Origin of the sequence: Desulfurobacterium sp., assembly GCF_027028515.1 — a bacterium.
Classification (GTDB): Bacteria; Aquificota; Aquificia; order Desulfurobacteriales; family Desulfurobacteriaceae; genus Desulfurobacterium_A.
In genome coordinates this window covers 50,149-68,827 of the sequence record NZ_JALVIW010000008.1, presented here as the reverse complement: position 1 = coordinate 68,827, position 18,679 = coordinate 50,149, and the positions used below count along the sequence as shown (strand labels likewise).

General features: G+C 38.9%; 23 protein-coding genes. 9 read left to right on the top strand and 14 right to left on the bottom strand.

The window, feature by feature from the left end:
* Position 1: 1 nt before the first annotated feature.
* From gatB to fabF, 9 genes are read right to left on the bottom strand one after another with little or no spacing between them, the layout of a single operon-like run.
* Positions 2-1,462, bottom strand: a complete 1,461-nt coding sequence (gene gatB, locus MV676_RS00815) for an Asp-tRNA(Asn)/Glu-tRNA(Gln) amidotransferase subunit GatB (RefSeq protein ID WP_022846594.1) — start codon at positions 1,460-1,462, stop codon at positions 2-4.
* A 17-nt stretch (positions 1,463-1,479) separates the two neighbouring features.
* On the bottom strand, positions 1,480-2,259 hold the full coding sequence (gene lpxA / locus MV676_RS00810) for an acyl-ACP--UDP-N-acetylglucosamine O-acyltransferase (protein ID WP_297444400.1): 780 nt from the start codon (positions 2,257-2,259) through the stop codon (positions 1,480-1,482).
* Positions 2,256-2,699 carry a 3-hydroxyacyl-ACP dehydratase FabZ gene (gene fabZ, locus MV676_RS00805; protein ID WP_022846592.1) on the bottom strand — a complete coding sequence of 148 codons (444 nt, stop codon included), beginning with the start codon at positions 2,697-2,699 and terminating at the stop codon, positions 2,256-2,258. The genes lpxA and fabZ overlap by 4 nt, the downstream gene beginning before the upstream one ends.
* On the bottom strand, positions 2,696-3,178 hold the full coding sequence (gene ispF / locus MV676_RS00800) for a 2-C-methyl-D-erythritol 2,4-cyclodiphosphate synthase (protein WP_022846591.1): 483 nt from the start codon (positions 3,176-3,178) through the stop codon (positions 2,696-2,698). The genes fabZ and ispF overlap by 4 nt, the downstream gene beginning before the upstream one ends.
* A gap of 4 nt (positions 3,179-3,182) precedes the next feature.
* Positions 3,183-4,190: a response regulator gene (locus MV676_RS00795; RefSeq protein ID WP_297444396.1), complete on the bottom strand. Its 1,008-nt coding sequence runs from the start codon at positions 4,188-4,190 to the stop codon at positions 3,183-3,185.
* On the bottom strand, positions 4,187-4,900 hold the full coding sequence (locus tag MV676_RS00790; protein ID WP_297444394.1) for a hypothetical protein: 714 nt from the start codon (positions 4,898-4,900) through the stop codon (positions 4,187-4,189). The genes MV676_RS00795 and MV676_RS00790 overlap by 4 nt, the downstream gene beginning before the upstream one ends.
* Positions 4,897-5,493, bottom strand: coding sequence for a Maf family protein (locus MV676_RS00785; RefSeq protein ID WP_297444392.1), 597 nt, complete (start codon positions 5,491-5,493; stop codon positions 4,897-4,899). Before MV676_RS00785 ends, MV676_RS00790 begins: the two co-directional genes overlap by 4 nt.
* A complete protein-coding gene (rnc, locus tag MV676_RS00780; protein ID WP_297444390.1) occupies positions 5,490-6,191 on the bottom strand; it encodes a ribonuclease III in 702 nt (233 codons plus the stop codon). Before rnc ends, MV676_RS00785 begins: the two co-directional genes overlap by 4 nt.
* Positions 6,192-6,195: 4 nt before the next feature.
* Positions 6,196-7,440, bottom strand: coding sequence for a beta-ketoacyl-ACP synthase II (gene fabF / locus MV676_RS00775; RefSeq protein ID WP_297444388.1), 1,245 nt, complete (start codon positions 7,438-7,440; stop codon positions 6,196-6,198).
* Between the two features lie 149 nt (positions 7,441-7,589).
* Between fabF and MV676_RS00770 the strand changes: the two genes are divergently transcribed.
* Genes MV676_RS00770 through hemB form a run of 9 tightly spaced genes read left to right on the top strand, consistent with a single transcriptional unit; the run spans position 7,590 to position 15,761 of the window.
* Positions 7,590-8,207 carry a bacterio-opsin activator HTH domain-containing protein gene (locus MV676_RS00770; RefSeq protein ID WP_022846585.1) on the top strand — a complete coding sequence of 206 codons (618 nt, stop codon included), beginning with the start codon at positions 7,590-7,592 and terminating at the stop codon, positions 8,205-8,207.
* A 13-nt stretch (positions 8,208-8,220) separates the two neighbouring features.
* Complete coding sequence (pilB, locus tag MV676_RS00765; RefSeq protein ID WP_297444385.1) at positions 8,221-9,939, top strand: type IV-A pilus assembly ATPase PilB; 1,719 nt, start codon at positions 8,221-8,223, stop codon at positions 9,937-9,939.
* An 11-nt stretch (positions 9,940-9,950) separates the two neighbouring features.
* Complete coding sequence (locus MV676_RS00760) at positions 9,951-10,274, top strand: DUF190 domain-containing protein (RefSeq protein ID WP_297444383.1); 324 nt, start codon at positions 9,951-9,953, stop codon at positions 10,272-10,274.
* A gap of 4 nt (positions 10,275-10,278) precedes the next feature.
* Positions 10,279-11,025 (top strand): type I 3-dehydroquinate dehydratase, encoded by a 747-nt coding sequence (aroD, locus tag MV676_RS00755; RefSeq protein WP_297444381.1) that lies wholly within the window; start codon positions 10,279-10,281, stop codon positions 11,023-11,025.
* Positions 11,022-11,831 carry a cytochrome c biogenesis protein CcsA gene (gene ccsA / locus MV676_RS00750; protein WP_022846581.1) on the top strand — a complete coding sequence of 270 codons (810 nt, stop codon included), beginning with the start codon at positions 11,022-11,024 and terminating at the stop codon, positions 11,829-11,831. The genes aroD and ccsA overlap by 4 nt, the downstream gene beginning before the upstream one ends.
* A gap of 15 nt (positions 11,832-11,846) precedes the next feature.
* The gene (hemA, locus tag MV676_RS00745) at positions 11,847-13,112 is read left to right on the top strand and encodes a glutamyl-tRNA reductase (protein ID WP_297444378.1); all 1,266 of its coding nucleotides are present in this window, start codon (positions 11,847-11,849) and stop codon (positions 13,110-13,112) included.
* A gap of 2 nt (positions 13,113-13,114) precedes the next feature.
* Entirely contained in the window at positions 13,115-14,059 is a 945-nt protein-coding gene (hemC, locus tag MV676_RS00740; protein WP_343214946.1) for a hydroxymethylbilane synthase, read from the top strand.
* Positions 14,056-14,775 (top strand): uroporphyrinogen-III synthase, encoded by a 720-nt coding sequence (locus MV676_RS00735; RefSeq protein ID WP_297444374.1) that lies wholly within the window; start codon positions 14,056-14,058, stop codon positions 14,773-14,775. The genes hemC and MV676_RS00735 overlap by 4 nt, the downstream gene beginning before the upstream one ends.
* Complete coding sequence (gene hemB, locus MV676_RS00730) at positions 14,772-15,761, top strand: porphobilinogen synthase (protein WP_022846577.1); 990 nt, start codon at positions 14,772-14,774, stop codon at positions 15,759-15,761. The genes MV676_RS00735 and hemB overlap by 4 nt, the downstream gene beginning before the upstream one ends.
* Before the next feature lie 18 nt (positions 15,762-15,779).
* Here the strand turns inward: hemB and MV676_RS00725 are convergent, their stop codons facing one another.
* The 5 genes from MV676_RS00725 to ppa all read right to left on the bottom strand — a co-directional run bounded on the left by MV676_RS00725 (position 15,780) and on the right by ppa (position 18,663).
* Positions 15,780-16,313, bottom strand: a complete 534-nt coding sequence (locus MV676_RS00725) for a hypothetical protein (protein ID WP_297444370.1) — start codon at positions 16,311-16,313, stop codon at positions 15,780-15,782.
* Positions 16,314-16,318: 5 nt separating this feature from the next.
* A complete protein-coding gene (locus MV676_RS00720) occupies positions 16,319-17,128 on the bottom strand; it encodes a metal ABC transporter permease (RefSeq protein WP_297444368.1) in 810 nt (269 codons plus the stop codon).
* Positions 17,129-17,133: 5 nt separating this feature from the next.
* Positions 17,134-17,316, bottom strand: coding sequence for a hypothetical protein (locus MV676_RS00715; protein ID WP_297444366.1), 183 nt, complete (start codon positions 17,314-17,316; stop codon positions 17,134-17,136).
* Positions 17,291-18,004, bottom strand: coding sequence for a phosphate signaling complex protein PhoU (gene phoU / locus MV676_RS00710; protein WP_297444364.1), 714 nt, complete (start codon positions 18,002-18,004; stop codon positions 17,291-17,293). Before phoU ends, MV676_RS00715 begins: the two co-directional genes overlap by 26 nt.
* Positions 18,005-18,138: 134 nt before the next feature.
* Entirely contained in the window at positions 18,139-18,663 is a 525-nt protein-coding gene (gene ppa, locus MV676_RS00705; RefSeq protein WP_297444362.1) for an inorganic diphosphatase, read from the bottom strand.
* Positions 18,664-18,679 lie beyond the last annotated feature (16 nt).

Below are 18,679 nucleotides of genomic sequence, written 5' to 3'. Positions count from 1 at the left end.
ACTATTCCAATTCATCAAGAACCTCAGGAATAAGCTCATTAAGAAGCTTAGGATTCGCCTTACCTCTGGTTTCTCTCATAACCTGACCAATAAGAAACTTAACAGCTTTTGTCTTTTTCTTATCATCGCCCTCTTTATACTGTTTAACTGCCTTTTCGTTCTTATTCAAAACTTCAACGATTATCTGCTTTAAAGCACCTTCATCTGAAATCTGGACAAGCCCCTTTTCTTCCACAATTTTAGACGGCTGCTTACCGGTTCTAACCATCTCAGGAAGAACATCTTCTTTGGCAACCCTGAGAGAAATCGTTCCTTTGTCAACAAGAGATAAAAGTTCTGCAATGTGTTCAGGCTTAACAGATGTACCGGATATATCGATCTTTTCCTCGTTTAAAACACCCAAAAAGTCAGAAATAATTATGTTTGCTACTTTCTTTGCTTCTCCGTTGTAAGAGTTAGCCGCCTTTTCAAAAAATTCAGCAAGCGCCCTTTCTCTCGTAAGAATGGAAGCGTCGTAAGAGGTTATCCCGAATTCTGAAACGAATCTCTCTTTTGTCTCATCAGGAAGTTCCGGAAGGGAAGATTTGATTGAATCAAGCCATTGAGAATCTATTATGAGAGGGGGAAGGTCTGGTTCCGGGAAGTATCTGTAATCCTCCGCCTCTTCCTTTGTTCTCATTGTCTTTGTAATTCCCTTTTGTGAGTCGTAAAGTCTTGTTTCCTGAACAACTTCACCACCACTTTTAACAAGGGCAATCTGTCTCTCAATCTCATACTCAAGAGCTTTTTGGATAAATCTAAAGGAGTTAACGTTTTTTATCTCCGTCCTTGTACCAAGCCTGTCGCTCCCTTTAGGACGTATAGAAACATTAGCGTCACACCTTAAAGAGCCTTCTTCAAGGTTTCCGTCATTAACACCTATCCATACCAAAATGTCTCTTAACTTCTGCATGTAAAGTCTTGCCTCTTCAGGTGTTGATATATCCGGCTCACTTACTATTTCTATAAGTGGCGTACCTGCCCTATTTAAATCAACGTAAGAATTCTGATCAAAGCCCTCACCGTGAATGGTTTTGCCTGCATCTTCTTCCATGTGTATTCTGCGAATGCGTATCTTTTTCTTCGCCCCGTCAGGTCTCTCTATCTCTATCCAGCCGTGCTCGGCAAAAGGAAGCTCATACTGTGTAATCTGATAGGCTTTTGGCAGGTCTGGATAGAAGTAGTGCTTCCGTGCAAAAACTGAATAACCATTAATCTTACAGTTGAGTGCTAACGCAGCTTTCACCGCAAATTCAACAGCTTTTTTATTTAGCACAGGCAGTGAACCTGGCATCCCGAGGCAGACCGGGCAAACATTTGTATTTGGCGGATCACCAAACCTGTTTTTACATGAACAGAAAATTTTTGTCTCCGTTAAAAGTTGAGCATGAACCTCAAGTCCTATTACCGCTTCAAACTCCATAGCACCTCTCCTTAGACTCAGGCTGTACATATACCTCTTTTACTTGATTCCATAAACCTTAACATCTCTTCTATTTCAGGAATATCGCCAAATTCTTCTCTCACCTTTTCTATAGCAACTTTTAAAGGTTCGTCTGTTTTAAAGAGCATTTCAAAGGCCGTTGTCAGCGCTCTTATAGTTTCCCTTTTAAAACCCCGTCTCTTGAGACCTATAATGTTTATTCCTTCAAGCTTTGCTCTATTCCCAATTGCAACAGTAAAAGGTGGAACGTCCCTTCCAAGCGCTGAAGCACCACCTATCATTACATGTTTACCGATTCTCACGAACTGATGAACGCCGGTCATTCCACCAATTATGGCGTAATCATCTACTTTCACATGGCCTGCAAGTGTAGCAACATTGGCAAGGATAACGTGATTTCCAAGTTTACAATCGTGAGCAATATGGGAATAGGCCATTATAAGGCAATCGTCACCGACTTCAGTAACCATTCCACCACCTTCTGTTCCTCTATGAATGGTTACATACTCCCTGATAACTGTTCTATTACCAATCACAACCTCAGAAGGTTCTCCTTTATACTTTAAATCCTGCGGCGGAACACCTATTGTGGCAGAGTAGATAGTACAATTCTCACCTATTGTCGTTTTACCCTCAATAACAGCTCCCTGTTTTACAACTGTTCCTTTTCCTATCTTTACTTCCCTGCCAATGTAAGAAAATGGACCTATCACAACATCTTCATCAAGTTCTGCACCTTTTTCAACAACTGCAAGTTCATGTATTTTTACGCTCATTTTTTCACCACCGATGCCATAATTTCAGCTTCTGCCGCAACCCTGTCATCAACATAAGCAATTCCTTTCATCTTTGAAACGCTCGGCTTCAATATTATAGGTTCAAGAACAAGCCTCAACTGGTCTCCAGGTCTAACCGGCCTCCGGAATCTCGCCTTATCCACACCCATAAAGTAGATAACAACTTCACCTGCTTTCATTTCAAACGATTTAAGCATGAGAATACCACCAACCTGAGCCATTGCCTCGATAATAAGAACACCCGGCATTATTGGATGCCCCGGAAAGTGACCCACAAAAAATGGCTCGTTAATGGTAACGTTTTTTATACCGACAATTTTCTTCTTCGGCTCAAACTCAATAATTTTATCCACAAGTAAAAAAGGATATCTGTGAGGAAGTATTTCCGCAATCTGAAAAATATCAAGTTCTTGACTCAACCTTCACCTCCTTCTATAAGAACTACGGCCTGAGCGGCTATTCCTTCTTCTCTCCCTTCAAAACCAAGTTTTTCAGTGGTTGTGGCCTTAACCGAAACACAATTCACAGGAACTTCGACAGCTGAGGCTATCTTTTCTCTCATATCATTAATGTAAGGTGCCAACTTTGGCTTTTGAGCGATAACAACAGAATCTATATTAACGACTCTATAACCTCTTGAAAAAAGTTCTTTAACCGTTTCCTGAAGTAGAATAAGGCTACTTATGTCCTTGTAACTTTCATCTGTATCGGGAAACAACTTACCGATATCACCAAGGGCTGCTGCACCAAGAAGTGCATCACAGATTGCATGGAGAAGAACGTCTGCATCCGAATGGCCTAATAAACCCTTCTCGTGAGGAATTTCTACGCCACCTATTATGAGAGGCCTTCCCTCAACTAATTTGTGAACATCGTAACCTATACCTATTCTTAACATGAGGTTACACTAACCTGCTTCTTATGAATTTTTCTATCTCTTCTCTTATAACCTTCTCTGCCATATCGGGAATAACTTCCCAAGCAATAGATTTTATGATTTCTTCTGCCTCTTTTTTGAATTCTTCCGCTAATTCTTCTTTTAACTGTTTTTTCAGGTCTTCAATGTTTATCTTTTCAGCAGGCGAAACTCCCGCTTCAGAAACAACAGGTTGCTGCAGTTCTACCTTTTCTACAAGCGAAGTTTCTGAATGTTCCTCTTCAACCGACTTTTGAACCTCCTCTGCAGTTTTCTCTTCCATTTCTTTTTCCACTTCTTGAGGTACTTTCTCAGGTTCTTTAAATTTAGAAACACCAAATGCCTGAGCAAGTTTTTCTTTTTCAGAAGGTTCTTCTTCTAAAACAGGTGTTTTTTCCCCTTTTTCTTCAAGAGATATATCACTCTCTATTGGCTGAATAGCTATAGTCTCTTCTGAAGATTCAGGCTCTAACGTTATAGACCCAAGTTCCGTTTCTTCACCACCTATATGAAGAACATTTTTCTCAACTGGCTGTATCTCCATTACCTCTTCAGCTGGCGTTATCTCTATTTCTTCCGGATGCTCCTTCTTACCGCCGGTAAGAGCTATCTCTGACTTTTCAGCTTTCACTTCCATCTTTGGTTTTTCAAGCCTTGCTTCATTGACAAGTCTAAATAAATCGTCAACTGTGAAAGGCTTGGGAAGCACAAACTTAACGCCCATTTCCTTTGCTTTTTCTTCGTCAAAACCCTCACTTTTAAGACCTATAAAAACTACAGGAATACCGGCCGATAGAATATCTGGAATTACATCATAAGCCTTACCATTTTTAAGAGCAACATTTATTATTGCCACTTCTGGCTTTTCTGTATTTACTTTATTTAAAACTTCTTTTAAGGTTTCAGCATGAATTAACTCAACACCTCTTGGTGCCAGAACCTTTTCCATAAGCGTATGCCACGTCTTTTTAGCATCTGCGTAGAGAACCTTCATTTTGTTTTCCTCTCTTTTACCGATTTAATGAGGTCTTCAAGAATTAAAACCAGTTGCTTTGAATTAAGAGCTATTTCATCTATACTCTTGAGAAGATCTTTTTTATCGTCCTCTTTAAAAGCATACATAAGGCTTATGAGATCGCCTTTAACTGCCTCTTCGTTTATCTCTCTTGCCATGTTTATAGCTTCTTTGATTTTATCGGTATCTATAAACGGCACTGCCGTTTTTTCTTCTTTTTTCTTGGCTTCTTCCATGGAAAGTTTAATAGACTCTACTTCTGCTCTTATTATGTCTATTTTATCTTTTATTTTCATTATTACCTGATCATCAAGATTTACTGAAGGTAAAGACGCATTGAGAGATTCTTTCAACTGATTAATAACGGAATCAATAGTTTCAGCACTCTTAATAGATATTCCTGATGCACCAATATGTGTTTTAAGATCCTCTAACTGACTAATTATCGCTTCTATTTGTTCTTTATACTTTTCCAAAATTTCCTCTGTGGACAGAGATATCTTCTTTGTTAAATCCACTACCTCGTCCTGCAAAGATTTCACGGTAGATTCCAGCCCTCTTAAAATGGGCGTGTAATCCTGAACCGGCTTCGAAGATGACATTCTACCTATAACAAATCCTATAACCATACCTAATGCACCGAATACCCCTGCCACAAGCGTTGTCATTATTCCTGCATCCATAATCATCTACCCACCATCTTTTTAATATCTATACCGATGTTTAATAGAATATCATAAATTTTAGCAATAGGTAAGCCCATTACATTGAAGAAATCCCCATTTATCTTTTTTATAAAAATCGCCCCATACCCTTGAATCCCATAAGCGCCAGCCTTATCATCCGGCTCGCCAGTTTCAATATACCAATCTATCTCTTCTCCGGTAAGAGGTTTAAAAACAACCTCTGTTTTTTCAAAACCCTTAATTAGATCTCCCTCAGGCAGTTTCAAAGCAAATCCTGTAATAACGCTGTGTTTTCTACCAGAAAGTAAACTTAAGAACTCCGCAGCCTCGATTCTGTTTGAAGGTTTTCCTAATATCTCACCGTCGATAACAACGATTGTATCTGCAGCTAAAGCTATTTCGTCACTCTTCTGCAAAGAGCTTCCAGCCATAACTTTCAAAACAGCATTTTCTACCGCTGTTACTTCAGGAGCACCTGTCAAGTTTTCACGAATATTAAACGACGAGTAAACCCTGAAAGGAATCCCTACCATCGAAAGAATCTGCCTTCTCCTTGGTGAGGAAGATAGAAGAAGAAAACGGTTATACTCCCTCATAAAATCCCCAACTTCTCGAGCATTTTTTCAGCAGCCGACTGTTCTGCCTCTTTTTTAGATTTCCCCTTAGAAACCGTTTTTATCTCATTTACTATACATTCAACGGTAAATTCTTTGGAATGCTCAGGCCCTTCTTCTTTCACAACCCTGTATTCCGGAATTGTTTTAAAATCCCTCTGTGTAATTTCCTGAAGATAACTTTTATAATCTTTGTAGGTTTTCGTGTTTTCTAATATTTCCCACATTTTGCTTAAGAAAACATTGCAAAAGACAGTTTTAGCAGTTTCAAAGTTTGAATCAAGGTAAATAGCACCAAAGAGCGATTCAAAAACGTCGCAGAGAATAGACTCCTTTTCCTTACCACCGGACTTAAGTTCACCCCTTCCTAAAAGAATAAAAGAACCCAGATTAACTGTCCTTGCAAGTTTTGCAAGAGAAGGCTCGCTAACCAGAAAAGCTCTTATCTGCGAAAGTTCACCCTCACTTTTTTTAGGAAATCTTTCAATTAACTTTTCACTAACTATAAGACCAATAACCGAATCGCCCAAAAATTCAAGAACCTCGTAATTTTCAATTTCATCTTTTTTCTCAAAAGCGTAAGAAGTATGTGTGAGAGCCCGCATAAGGAGCTCCCTGTTTTTAAAGTGATATCCTATTCTCTCTTCAAGCTGTTTTACCTTTTCAAGGAAAAAACTCAACGTTCTATCCTTCCTCATATTTCTTTATTACAAGACATGCATTTGTGCCGCCAAAACCAAAGTTGCTTTTGAGAACATACTTTACATCTGCCTTCTCAGCCTTATTTGGTACGTAGTAAAGATCACATTCCGGATCAGGTTCTTCGTAATTTATCGTCGGCGGGATAATCCCCGTTTTTAATGTAAGAACTGAGGCAACACACTCAACACCGCCGGCAGCTCCAAGGAGATGCCCTATCATGGATTTAATACTGCTTATCTTAACCTTATACGCGTAATCACCAAAGACAGACTTTATGGCCATCGTCTCATACATGTCATTAAATTTCGTAGATGTTCCATGAGCATTGATATAATCAATGTCTTCAGGTTTAATACCTGCATCGTTAATTGCATTCCTAATAGCTCTTGCGGCACCTTCACCATTAGGGGCAGGAGCTGTTATGTGGTAAGCATCGCCACTCGTCCCATAACCTGCAACTTCCGCAAGGATAGGTGCTCCCCTTTTAATTGCATGCTCATATTCTTCTAATATGAGAATTCCGCAACCTTCACCCATTACAAAACCGTCTCTGTTTTTATCAAAGGGACGGCTTGCTTTTTCTGGCTCATCGTTTCTCGTTGAAAGAGCTCTTGCAGCTGCAAACCCAGCAACACTTAAAGGTGTTATAGCACTTTCTGTACCACCTGCAATCATAATGTCAGCATCGCCATACTGAATTGTCCTGAAAGCTTCACCAATAGCATGAGTTCCCGTTGCGCACGCGGTTACAACTGAAATGTTAGGACCTTTGAAACCAAATCTTATAGAAACAAATCCTGAAGCCATATTTATAATTTCCATAGGAACAAAAAACGGTGAGATTCTTTTTGGTCCCTTTTTCATTAAAATTTCGTGCTGTTTTTCTATTGTCCCGATTCCACCTATACCTGAACCTATGAGAACACCTGCCCTTTCAAGATCAATTGAATCAAGGTCAAGTTTTGACATCTCTATAGCCTGAACAGAGGCTGCAACTGCATACTGGATAAACTCATCAGTCTTTCTCACATCTTTCTTATCAAAGTACTTAAGGGGATCAAAATCCTTAACCTCACCAGCAATCTGAACGGGAAAATCAGAAGCATCAAACTTCGTAATCTTTGTTATACAGGACTTTCCCGCTGTAAGATTGCTCCAGAATGTATCAACATCACTTCCAGCAGGTGATACCACGCCTACACCTGTAACGACAACTCTCCTCTTCATATCCTATCTCCTAAAACTATGATTGATTTAACAAAGGCTTCTACGAAATTATATAAAATAAAAGTGGAGATAAATTACGCAACTTCCTGAGAGCGACCATAATTTTAAATCAGTAGAAAAAATTTCTCAAACCTGACGGGAGGTGGAAGATGGTATTAGAAATAAAACCTCAAGAGAAGGATTATGACACACTTGCCCTCCGCGTATTCCTCAAAGCACTGGAAATTATCGGAGGACCCAAGAAATTATTTGAATACAGAAATCTCACATGGGTCCCCAGCCTGATGGAGGCGTGTTACGCAGTTGTACTAAAAGAAGAGGGAATGAAAACAGAAGATGAAATAGCCGAATTTATAGGAATAACAAAACAGACAGTCAGGAATATGCTTTCTGCAGATCCAGATCTGGTTCTTAAAAAGCTGGAAGGCGAGTTAGAAAGCAAAGATATCAAAGTCCATACAGCTGGAGGCCTTGCAAAATTAGCTTATAGAGAAGTTAAAGAGGGAAGAGACAACGTGCCTTTTGTTGTCTCTGTATGCAAAACTTATCTTTCCCAACTTTTTGGCGTCGTCTGGCCTGTAGAAGTTTTAACAGTAATAAAGGGATTGTCATTCCCTATAGAGGATAGACAGGTTCTAAAAGAAAAACTGAAAGGTATTAAAATAAAAGACAGCTATGCCGAAGACCTGATTGATGTGATAGAATTGCCTGTTAGAAGTCCTGCTGATTTATTACACAAATTAAAAGAGGCTGCTACTAAGGATTAAGGAGTCTTTGGATATGGATAAAGCAATCCTGCGCCAGATAGAAAAAAAGCTTGTTGAGCTTGGGATCCCCTTAGAAAAACTCGAAAAGATAAAGAAAACAAATGAGGATTTTTTTGAAGGCCTTATAAAGAACAACCTCATAAAGGAGGAAACTCTCCTCCAAATCTTATCTCAGGTTTACGGTGTTCCATCTGTTGACTTAAGAGAAATTAGTTTAGATGAGGATATTGTAAAGATAATTCCCCAGAGTACTGCCGAAAAAAACATGCTCCTTCCCATCGGTAGAATAGGTCCAAACCTAAAGCTTGCTATGGCAGATCCATCCGACCTGCAGACAATAGAACGATTAAGATTCTCAACAGGCTTCAAAATAGAACCTTACGTGGCCTTACCCTTTAGAATTAAACATAAACTTGAAGAAGTCTATGGAAAGATAGAGGAGGATTTCTTCTCAAAACTGCGCCAGGAACTTTTAACAGAAAAGGAATCAGCAGAAATAGAAGATTTAGAAGAAACACCTGTCAAAGAAAATGTTGTTTCTCTTGACAACCTGAAACAACTTGCAACTCAAGCACCCATTGTTAAGCTCGTTAACGCTATAGTCCTTGAAGCTCTCAAAAGAGGTGCCAGTGATATTCATATTGAACCGTTTGAGAAGGAACTAAGAATAAGATACAGGATTGACGGAGTCCTGCACGTTGTAGGAAAGTATTCCCCGGAAATTAAAGATGCCGTATCAGCACGTTTTAAAGTCTTAAGCAATCTTGATATTGCCGAAAAAAGACTTCCACAAGACGGCAGAATGTCAGTTAAGTATAAAGGCAGAAAAATAGATTTCAGGGTTTCAACTCTTCCAACGGTATTCGGTGAGAAAATTGTTCTCAGGATTCTCGACAAAGGAAACCTTCAACTTGACCTGTCAAAATTGGGGCTTGAGGAAAGAGAATATAAACTCCTCATGAAGGCAATTAAAGCACCTTACGGTATGGTTCTTGTTACCGGACCTACAGGCTCCGGTAAAACAACAACGCTATATTCCTCCCTTCTAACGGTTAACACACCAGAAGTTAACATAATGACAGCTGAAGACCCGGTAGAATATAACCTTTACGGAATCAATCAGGTTCAGATAAAACACGAAATAGGGCTTGATTTTGCGAGAGTACTGAGAGCGTTTCTAAGACAGGACCCTGACATTATCATGGTTGGTGAGATAAGAGACAAAGAGACAGCTCAGATAGCCATTGAATCAGCTCTTACCGGTCACCTTGTACTTTCAACACTTCACACAAACGATGCACCAAGCACTGTGACAAGATTGTTAGATATGGGAATAGAACCGTTCCTGGTTTCATCATCAGTCCTTCTTGTAATAGCCCAGAGGCTTGCAAGGAGAATTTGCCCTAAATGCAAAGAACCCTACAAATATCCTATTGAAGTCTTAATGGAAGTAGGTTTTTCAAAAGAAGAAGCAGCTACGATAAAAACATACAGAGGGAAAGGTTGTGACTACTGTAACGGTACTGGTTATAAGGGAAGAGTTGGATTTTACGAAGTTCTTGAAATGTCCCATAAAGTCAGAGACGCCATATTGAAAGGGAAAACCAGCGACGATATCCGTCAGATTGCTATCCTTGAGGGAATGAGAACGTTGAGAGATATTGGTAGAATAAAAATCGCAAAAGGCGACACAACACCTGAAGAGGTTCTTCGTGTTACAAGAGAGTATTAAGGAGGTATCGGATGAAGAAAGAGAAATTACTCAGAATATTTATAGATAGTGAAGATAAATACAACGGTGAACCTCTATGGAAATATATTCTGAAATCCGTAAAAGAGAGAGGTCTGGCCGGTGCAACCGTTATTAAAGCTGCAGCTGGCATTGGCTCTCATTCTGAAATACATACAATTAGCGTGCTTGCCCTATCTTTTAACCTTCCCCTAATCATAGAGATAATCGATGAAGAGAAAAAAATAGAAGACTTCATATCATTTATAGATACTTTCCTTGAAGAAGGGCTGGTAACAGTTCAGGATGTTGAAGTGAAAATTTACAGGCACAGGTAAAGAAATGCTACTTGGGACTGTTGAGCTTGGAAAAATTCCCAGAGTCATACTTGCAACAGATGATAAAAATACAGAGGAAAAGCTTTTCAAAGCGCGGGAACTCAAGATAGACCTGATAGAAGCCCGCATAGATTTAATAAAAAGCATAGATAGGGCAAGCATAAAGAAATTTCTTGACACAATAGGTGACTTTGGTTTTTATGCAGTTGCCACCGTTAGGCCGGTATGGGAAGATGGAAAGTTTTCGGGAACTGAAGAGGAAAGACTCGGAATAATAAAGGAAGTGGCAGAACATCCCATTGTAGTAGCGGTAGATGTAGAGCTACGGGCAGAAATGATTATTAAAAGAGTAATAACATTTGTCAAAGGTCTCCGCAAAAAAATTATTATCTCATACCACGACTTTGAAAAAACCCCCCAAACACGGGAAATAAAGCAGATTGTAGAAAAAGCAAAAGAAATTGGTGGAGATATCGTAAAGTGTGCTTTTAAAGCAAACACTTTAAAGGATGTGGCAGATACGTTATGCACAATGAAATCTTTAGACATCCCGAAAATTTTTATGCTTATGGGTGACAAAGGTGCTATCTCAAGAGTTGATGGGTTCTATTTTGGCTCTCTCTTAACTTACACGTTTTTTGGGAAACCTGTAGCACCGGGACAGATAGAGGCTGAAAAACTGGTAAAATTACTTCTGGAATTTTATCCTGATTACAGGAAGGAAAAACTGAAAGCGGACCCGGGACTATGAACATACAGAGCGTAGGACTAACAACCCTTATACTCTATCTGCTATCGACATTTCACTACTTCCTCTTCCTCACAACGAGAAAAGATAAAGTTGCGATAGTAGGACTTTACGCAAGCAGAATAGGTTTTTTAACGAATGGATTATTTATTATCCTTCTTATAATAGAAAAAGGAAGCAGTGTTCTGTTTACCCCAAAAGGGGCCTTTGCCCTCCTTGCAATATCTGTAATTTCGATTTTTCTCTACTTTTCTACAAAGTACCGTTTACACGTATCAGGAATATTTCTGACGCCGTGGGCAACTCTTTTTATGGGTGTTTCTCTCTTTTCAAAGGGAATTCCCAAAAATGTTTTCCCTCTTGGCACAGTTGGAACAGTCCACATAGTAAGCGCCTTCTTGGGATATGCTGCTTTCCTATTTTCAACAATAGTTTCAATACTTTATCTTATACTTGAATACCAGCTGAAAAAGAAAAAGTTTTCGGTCTTTTACCACAAAGTCCCGTCACTAAGACTTCTTGAAAACATAATCTACAAAAGCATAAGTTTCGGATTCACGTTTATAACACTCTCTATGTTTACAGGTGCAATCTGGTCTCAGAAACTATTCGGAACTTACTGGAGCTGGCATCCCAAACAGGTAGCTACACTAATAACATGGTTCATCTATGCGGCAATACTTCACCTTTACATAAGTGGGAAATGGCACGGAAAGAAGCTATGCTACCTTTCCATTGCAGGAACAATTCTTATTGTGATAGACTTTATCGGTATTAATTTGCTATTTAAAGGAGTTCACTCTTTTTGACTATGGGGTTATTAAATGGGTGACCTGAAAATATGCGTAACCGGTATAAACCACAAAACAGCACCGGTAGAAATAAGAGAAAAGTTTGCCCTCAAAGACGAAAAACTTGAAGGTGCAATTCTTGAATTAAACTCTCTTCCACCTGTTGATGAATGTATGATTTTATCTACGTGCAACAGAGTAGAGTTTTACTTTGTTTCAAGGAATGACAACCCGTTTGTTTCTGTAAAAACGTTTCTCTCAAAGTTGAGTGGATTAACAGAAGACGAACTTAACAAATTTCTCTACTTCAAAAGTCAGGAAGAAGCAGTAAGGCACGGCTTCAGAGTGGCCTCAAGTCTGGACTCAATGGTGATAGGCGAACCCCAAATCATCGGACAGTTCAAAGATGCTTTCGCAAAAGCAAGAGAAATGGGAACAGCTGGTGTCGTTATTAATAGATTCTGTGAAACTGCTCTTAAAGTTTCAAAGAAGGTTAGAACAGAAACAGGTATAGCAAGGAATGCCGTATCTATAAGCTTCGCTGCCGTTGAACTTGCCAAAAAGATATTCGGATACCTCTCAGATAAAAACGTCGCCATAATTGGTGCAGGTGAAATGGCAGAGCTTGCCGTTAAACATCTAATAACTACTGGTGTAAACAAGGTATTTGTCGTCAACAGAACACTTGAAAAAGCAGAAAAATTAGCAGAAGAGTTTGGTGGAAAAGCTTTTAAACTTGAAGATATAGAATCCGTCCTTACAGCATCTGACATTGTAATAAGTTCAACTGGCGCACCCGGTTACGTAATTACCAAAGAGATGATAGAAAAAGTGAAAAACAGACGAAGTGGAAAACCGCTATTCCTGATAGACATTGCAGTTCCAAGAGATATAGATCCAGCAATAGACAGAATTGAAAATGTCTATCTCTTTGACATAGACAATTTAAAAGAAGTTGTTGAAGCAAACCTTGAAGAGAGAAAAAGGGCCGCAAAAGAAGCAGAAGAGATAATAGAAGGATGTGTCCACCGATTTGTCCATTGGCTTAAGGAACACGAAGTTGCCCCACTTATAGCGGAACTTAAACAAAAGGCAGAAAAGATAAGAAAAGAAGAACTGGAAAAGAGATTACCTAAGATGAACCTTACTGAAGAGCAGAAAGAACAGGTAGATTATCTAACACAGATAATAATAAACAAACTGCTACACACTCCTATAACAACATTCAGACAAAAAGCACCCGACGAAAAAACCTATATAAAAGTATTTAGAGAGATATTCGGTCTTACAAAAGAGTAAATTTGCGGAGGAACCAATTGAAAATCAGGATAGGAACGAGAAAGAGCAAGCTTGCCTTGTGGCAATCGGAGTGGGTAAAAGCACAGGTACAGAAGAAATATCCAGAGATAGAAGTCGAACTTGTAAAAATTGTGACAAAAGGGGATAAAATTCTTGACGCACCCCTTGCGAAGATTGGTGACAAAGGGCTTTTTACGAAAGAAATAGAAGATGCGATGTTGAAAGGTGAAGTTGATATAGCTGTTCACAGTTTAAAAGACGTTCCAAGCGTACTTCCAGAAGGTTTAAAATTAATAGCATTTTCTCACAGAGAAGATCCAAGAGACGCTTTCTTATCAAACGGTAGATTCACGTTCAAAACACTACCTGAAGGTGCAAAGGTTGGAACAAGCTCCTTAAGGAGAAAGGCTCAACTTAAACGTTTAAGACCTGATCTTCAGATAGAAGACCTCCGCGGAAACGTAGATACAAGGATAAGAAAACTTAAAGAAGGGCAGTACGACGCTATAATACTTGCTGCTGCCGGCGTTAAAAGGTTGGGATTTGATAATGAAATAGACGAAATCCTTTCACCTGACGTAATGATTCCTTCCGTCTCTCAGGGTATTTTAGGAATAGAGGGAAGAGAAAACGACCCTGAAATTGAAAAAATCATAAGAGACGTCATTAACGACGAAAAAAGTGAACTTGCTGCAGCCATTGAACGGTCATTTCTTAAAATGGTTGAAGGTGGTTGCCAGGTTCCCATGGGATGCTACGCAGAAGTAAAAGAAGATGGGATATATGTAAGAGCATTCATCGCAAGCCTTGACGGTACTACATTCCTTAAAGAGGAAGGACTTTTCCCAAAGGAAAAGCCCGAAGAGACAGGAAGAGCCATAGCCCGGCGACTTTTAAGCCGCGGCGGGAAAGAGATATTAGAGAGTCTTAAAGAGGAAGAAAAATGAGGGTTTTCTTTCCCTCAAAACTTTCGTCTGAACAAATTGACAAACTTAATGATGAAGGGATAGTTGCGATAGCTATCCCTCTTATCAAAACCGTCCCACTTCCATTTTCGGTTGAAGAAATAGAAAATTTCCAGCCTGACTTTGTAGTTTTTTCAAGCAAAAACGGTGTTAAACATTTTCTTTCAAAAATTCCAATAGATTATCTGAAAACTGCTCGTGTAATAGCAGTTGGAAAATCGACCGCAAAACTTCTTAAAAGTGAAGGAATAGAACCATTAGTTCCTCAAACCTTTAGTGGTGAAGGACTTGTAGAACTGGTAAAGACAATGGAAATAAAAGGGAAGAAATTTTTACTGATAAAACCAAAAGTGGCCAGAAAGGTTTTCTCTGAATTTTTGAAACAGACAGGAAATGAAGTTAAAGAAATTATCGCATACGAAACCATAGTGAACGAAGAAGTTAAGGAAGATCTCATTAGAGAGATTGAAAAAGGAATTGATATATTCACATTTACCAGCCCCTCAACATTTAAAAGTTTTCTAAAACTTTCAGAAGACAAAGGAGAAAAAGCCCTTTCAAGATCTAAAATCATTCCCATAGGACATGTAACAGCTAATGCCATAGAAAAGGCTAACTTTAAAGTCTGGAAAATACCGGAAGAATACACATTAAACGGTATAATCAACACGATAATAGAATATGGAGGGAAAAAATGATAACGGGAAAATTTCCTCAGCTGAGGTTAAGAAGGCTAAGAAAGAATGAAAATATCAGAAGAATGGTAAGAGAAACTCATTTAAGCGTTGACGACCTTATCTATCCCCTATTTATCGTTGAAGGTGAAGGCATAAAGGAAGAAATCAAGTCAATGCCTGGACAGTTTAGATACTCAATTGATAAAGTTGTGGAAGAGGTAAAAGAGGTAAAAGAATTAGGTATTCCAGCGATTATTCTGTTTGGCATCCCCGAACATAAAGATGAATTTGGTTCCGATAGCTTTTCAGACAACGGAATAATTCAACGTTCCATAAGAGCTATTAAAGAAGCTGTTCCCGATATGTACGTAATTACCGACGTCTGTTTCTGTGAGTACACATCTCACGGTCACTGTGGATACCTTAAGTGCAATGGAAATGTCTGTGACGTTGACAACGATAAAACCCTTGAGCTTCTCAAAAAGCAGGTGGTATCCCACGCCAAGGCCGGTGCTGACATGGTAGCTCCATCAGGCATGATGGATGGAATGATAAAAGCAATAAGAGAAGGACTTGACGAAGCTGGATTCACAGACATACCGATAATGTCGTACGCGGCAAAGTACGCTTCTGCATACTACGGACCTTTCAGAGATGCTGCCGAATCTGCTCCATCCTTCGGGGATAGAAGAAGTTACCAGATGGATCCTGCCAACATAAATGAAGCTTTAAGGGAAGTAGCCCTCGACATTGAAGAAGGTGCTGACATTGTTATGGTTAAACCAGCACTATCATACATGGACGTTATCAGAGCTGTGAAGGAGAATTTTAAGTATCCAACTGCAGCGTACAACGTTAGCGGCGAATATTCAATGATAAAAGCGGCTGCCGCAAACGGCTGGATAGATGAAAAAAGGGTTGTTCTTGAAACACTTTTATCAATGAAAAGAGCAGGTGCCGATATTATCCTTACCTACTTCGCAAAAGACGTTGCAAAGTGGATTTAATTTTAGGGGGATATCCCCCTACTTCTTTCCCTTATTTAAGGAATATCTAATTGTATTGTAAAGGAACATTAGAACATTGTAAACATCCTCTTTATTTCGCGGATCACAGGAAAGAACAGGTAAGCCAAATTCAGAAAGCTTAACTGCATCAAATCCTGGATTTAAATCCCTTTTTGTAAGAATTATTAACTTTTTTGCTCTCCTCCAGGAAGGGGTTTTAGAAAAAAAGCTCACATAAAACTCTGTTTCTGAAAGAGGAAGCTCAGCAGAGTGTAGAATTAAAATGGCATCATAATCGTTTCCGAGAGTGTCCCATAAAAAGGAAAACCGCTTTTGCCCCGGAAGGCCCACAAGAATAAAATCAATTCCATTAAGATTTATATGAGATATATCAAGCCCAACGGTTGTCGTTCCAGATAATTCTTTTATTTCAACAGGATCAAAATTGGGAACTTCCACACCATCGTAACACTCCCTATTCGCAGTTTTTATAAATGTAGTTTTTCCTGAATCAAAAGGTCCCGCAACAAGAACTTTAACTTTTTTGTTCATAAAATTTAGAACCTCCTTCTTTTTATATATGATAACAGAAATATCGCGAAAGAGACAAGAGTAATTGTAGAACCGGAAGGAACATTAAACATAAGAGAAAAAAACATCCCTGAAAACGCCGAAAATAAACCAAAAACAACTGAAAGAACTATCATTTCTTTAAAACTGTTAACTATTTCATAAGCAGCCGCAGGAGGCATCACGAGAAGGGAAAAAACTAAAAGGGCACCGACTGCCTTCATGGCTCCAACAACAGCAATAGTTATAAAACTGGTAGCAGCAAAAGTAATAACTTCAACAGGAACACCGGAAGCTTTAGCTATTTCTTCACTAAACACCGTCAAATAGAGTTCTTTATAAAATAGAACCGTTAAAACAGTTATAACAATTGCCGTCAAAGCAAGTATCCAGACATCGGAACTTTCCACCATCAGCGGACTTCCAAATAGGTATGAAAGGGCTTCAGACCTATATTTTCCAGAAATGCCTAAAAAGAGAACGGCAAGTCCCATGCTTGTTGCAAAGAGAACCCCTATTGTAGCATCAAATGTCAATCGCCCTTTATAGCTTAAAAACCAAATTGCAGAAGAAGCCATAAATGCGAATATAAATCCCCACAGTAGAGGAAAATTACCGATAAGAAGGCCAAAAGCTATTCCGGCAAATGCTATATGGGCAAGACCTGCACCTATGAAAGACATATTTCGCAAAAAAACATAAACTCCAACAAGAGAACAGAGAAAACCGGAAAGAACGGAACCTATTAGAGCTTTAATGAAAACCCCGTATCTAAAAAACTCTAACGGATTCTCCACACTTATCATTTTTTGTTAAGGTTCAAAAGAGGAACAAGGTTTTTATCGTACGGCGTTATTATAAATGTATTATTGGGACCGTTTGCAAGGCTTTTAATCGTCTGTAAATAATACCACTGAAGGTAAGCTTTCGACAGAGAATTAGCTATGATTCTGTTGGACTCAGCTATACCCTTTGCCTCCGTCATTTTCTTTCTCCTCTTGTTCTTTAAGCCATTTTAAAGCCTTCTGATGTTTGATTATTTCTCCCGTCTTCATGTAAACAGCATACTCAGCAATGTTTGTAGCATGGTCACCAACCCTTTCTAAAGAACGGGTAACAAGAATAAGCCTTAGCGCTATATGAGCAGTCTTCGGATCGCTCTCAACAATTTCTATAAGTTCGTCTGTAATCCTTGCATAAAAACTATCAACTATATCATCCTTTTCAATAACCTCTTTAGCCATCTCTATATCGCCTTTCAAAATAGACAGGATGGCATCTTTAAGCATCTCCTTAACTATTATTGCCATTCTTGGAAGGTCAACGTACGGCTTTATAGGTGGATACTCGGAAAGATAAATTGCTATCTCACATATGTCTCTTGCAAGATCACCTACCCTTTCAAGATCACCAATACTTTTCAATATTGAAACAACAAACCTTAAGTCAGAAGCTTCAGGCTGATAAAGGGCAAAAATTCTCACACACTTTTCTTCAATTTCAAGCTCTTTAAGATCAATCAGTTTATCGTACTCATAAGTTGAACGAGCTTTCTCTGCATCCCTTTCTATCAAAGCTTCCATGGCTTCAGAAATAATCCTTCTCGCCATATCTGAAATTTCAATAAAATCCCTTTTTAGTTCATCAAGCTCTTCAACGTATCTGTTCACCATAAGGATAGATCCTCCCTGCTTTTATTTTATCAACAGGAGTAAGTATAAGATATAAATTATGAATTTTTTTAAAATTTGGAAGGGAAAAAGAAAGAGAAAGGGAAGACGCCTGGCATCTTCCCCGTATCGGAAATTTAACCTTTATAGTTTTCAACAGCTTTAATAATAAGTGCTTTGGCCTCCTCAGAACCTTTGTACTCTTTCAGTTTTACCCACTTTCCAGGTTCAAGATCTTTGTAGTGTTCAAAGAAGTGCTTAATTTCATTTAGAACAGCCTCTGGAAGATCTGTTATTTCTTTTACAGCTTTATACTTAAGATCTAACTTATCTACAGGAACGGCAAGTATTTTTTCATCCTGACCGCTCTCATCTTCCATTATTAAAACGCCGATAGGCCTACATCTTATAACACTTCCTGGAACAACTGGTGCTCTTGATATAACTAAAACATCTATCGGATCACCATCGTCTGCAAGCGTGTTGGGAACAAATCCGTAATTTGCAGGATAAAACATTGGGGTGAAAAGGAACCTGTCAACAAAAACTGTACCACTTTCCTTGTCAACCTCATACTTAATGTTTGAACCCTGGGGAATCTCAATTACCGCATAGATATCTTCTGGAACATTCTTGCCAGGTGGGATTTTTTTCACATCCATCTTCTGCCTCCTGAAG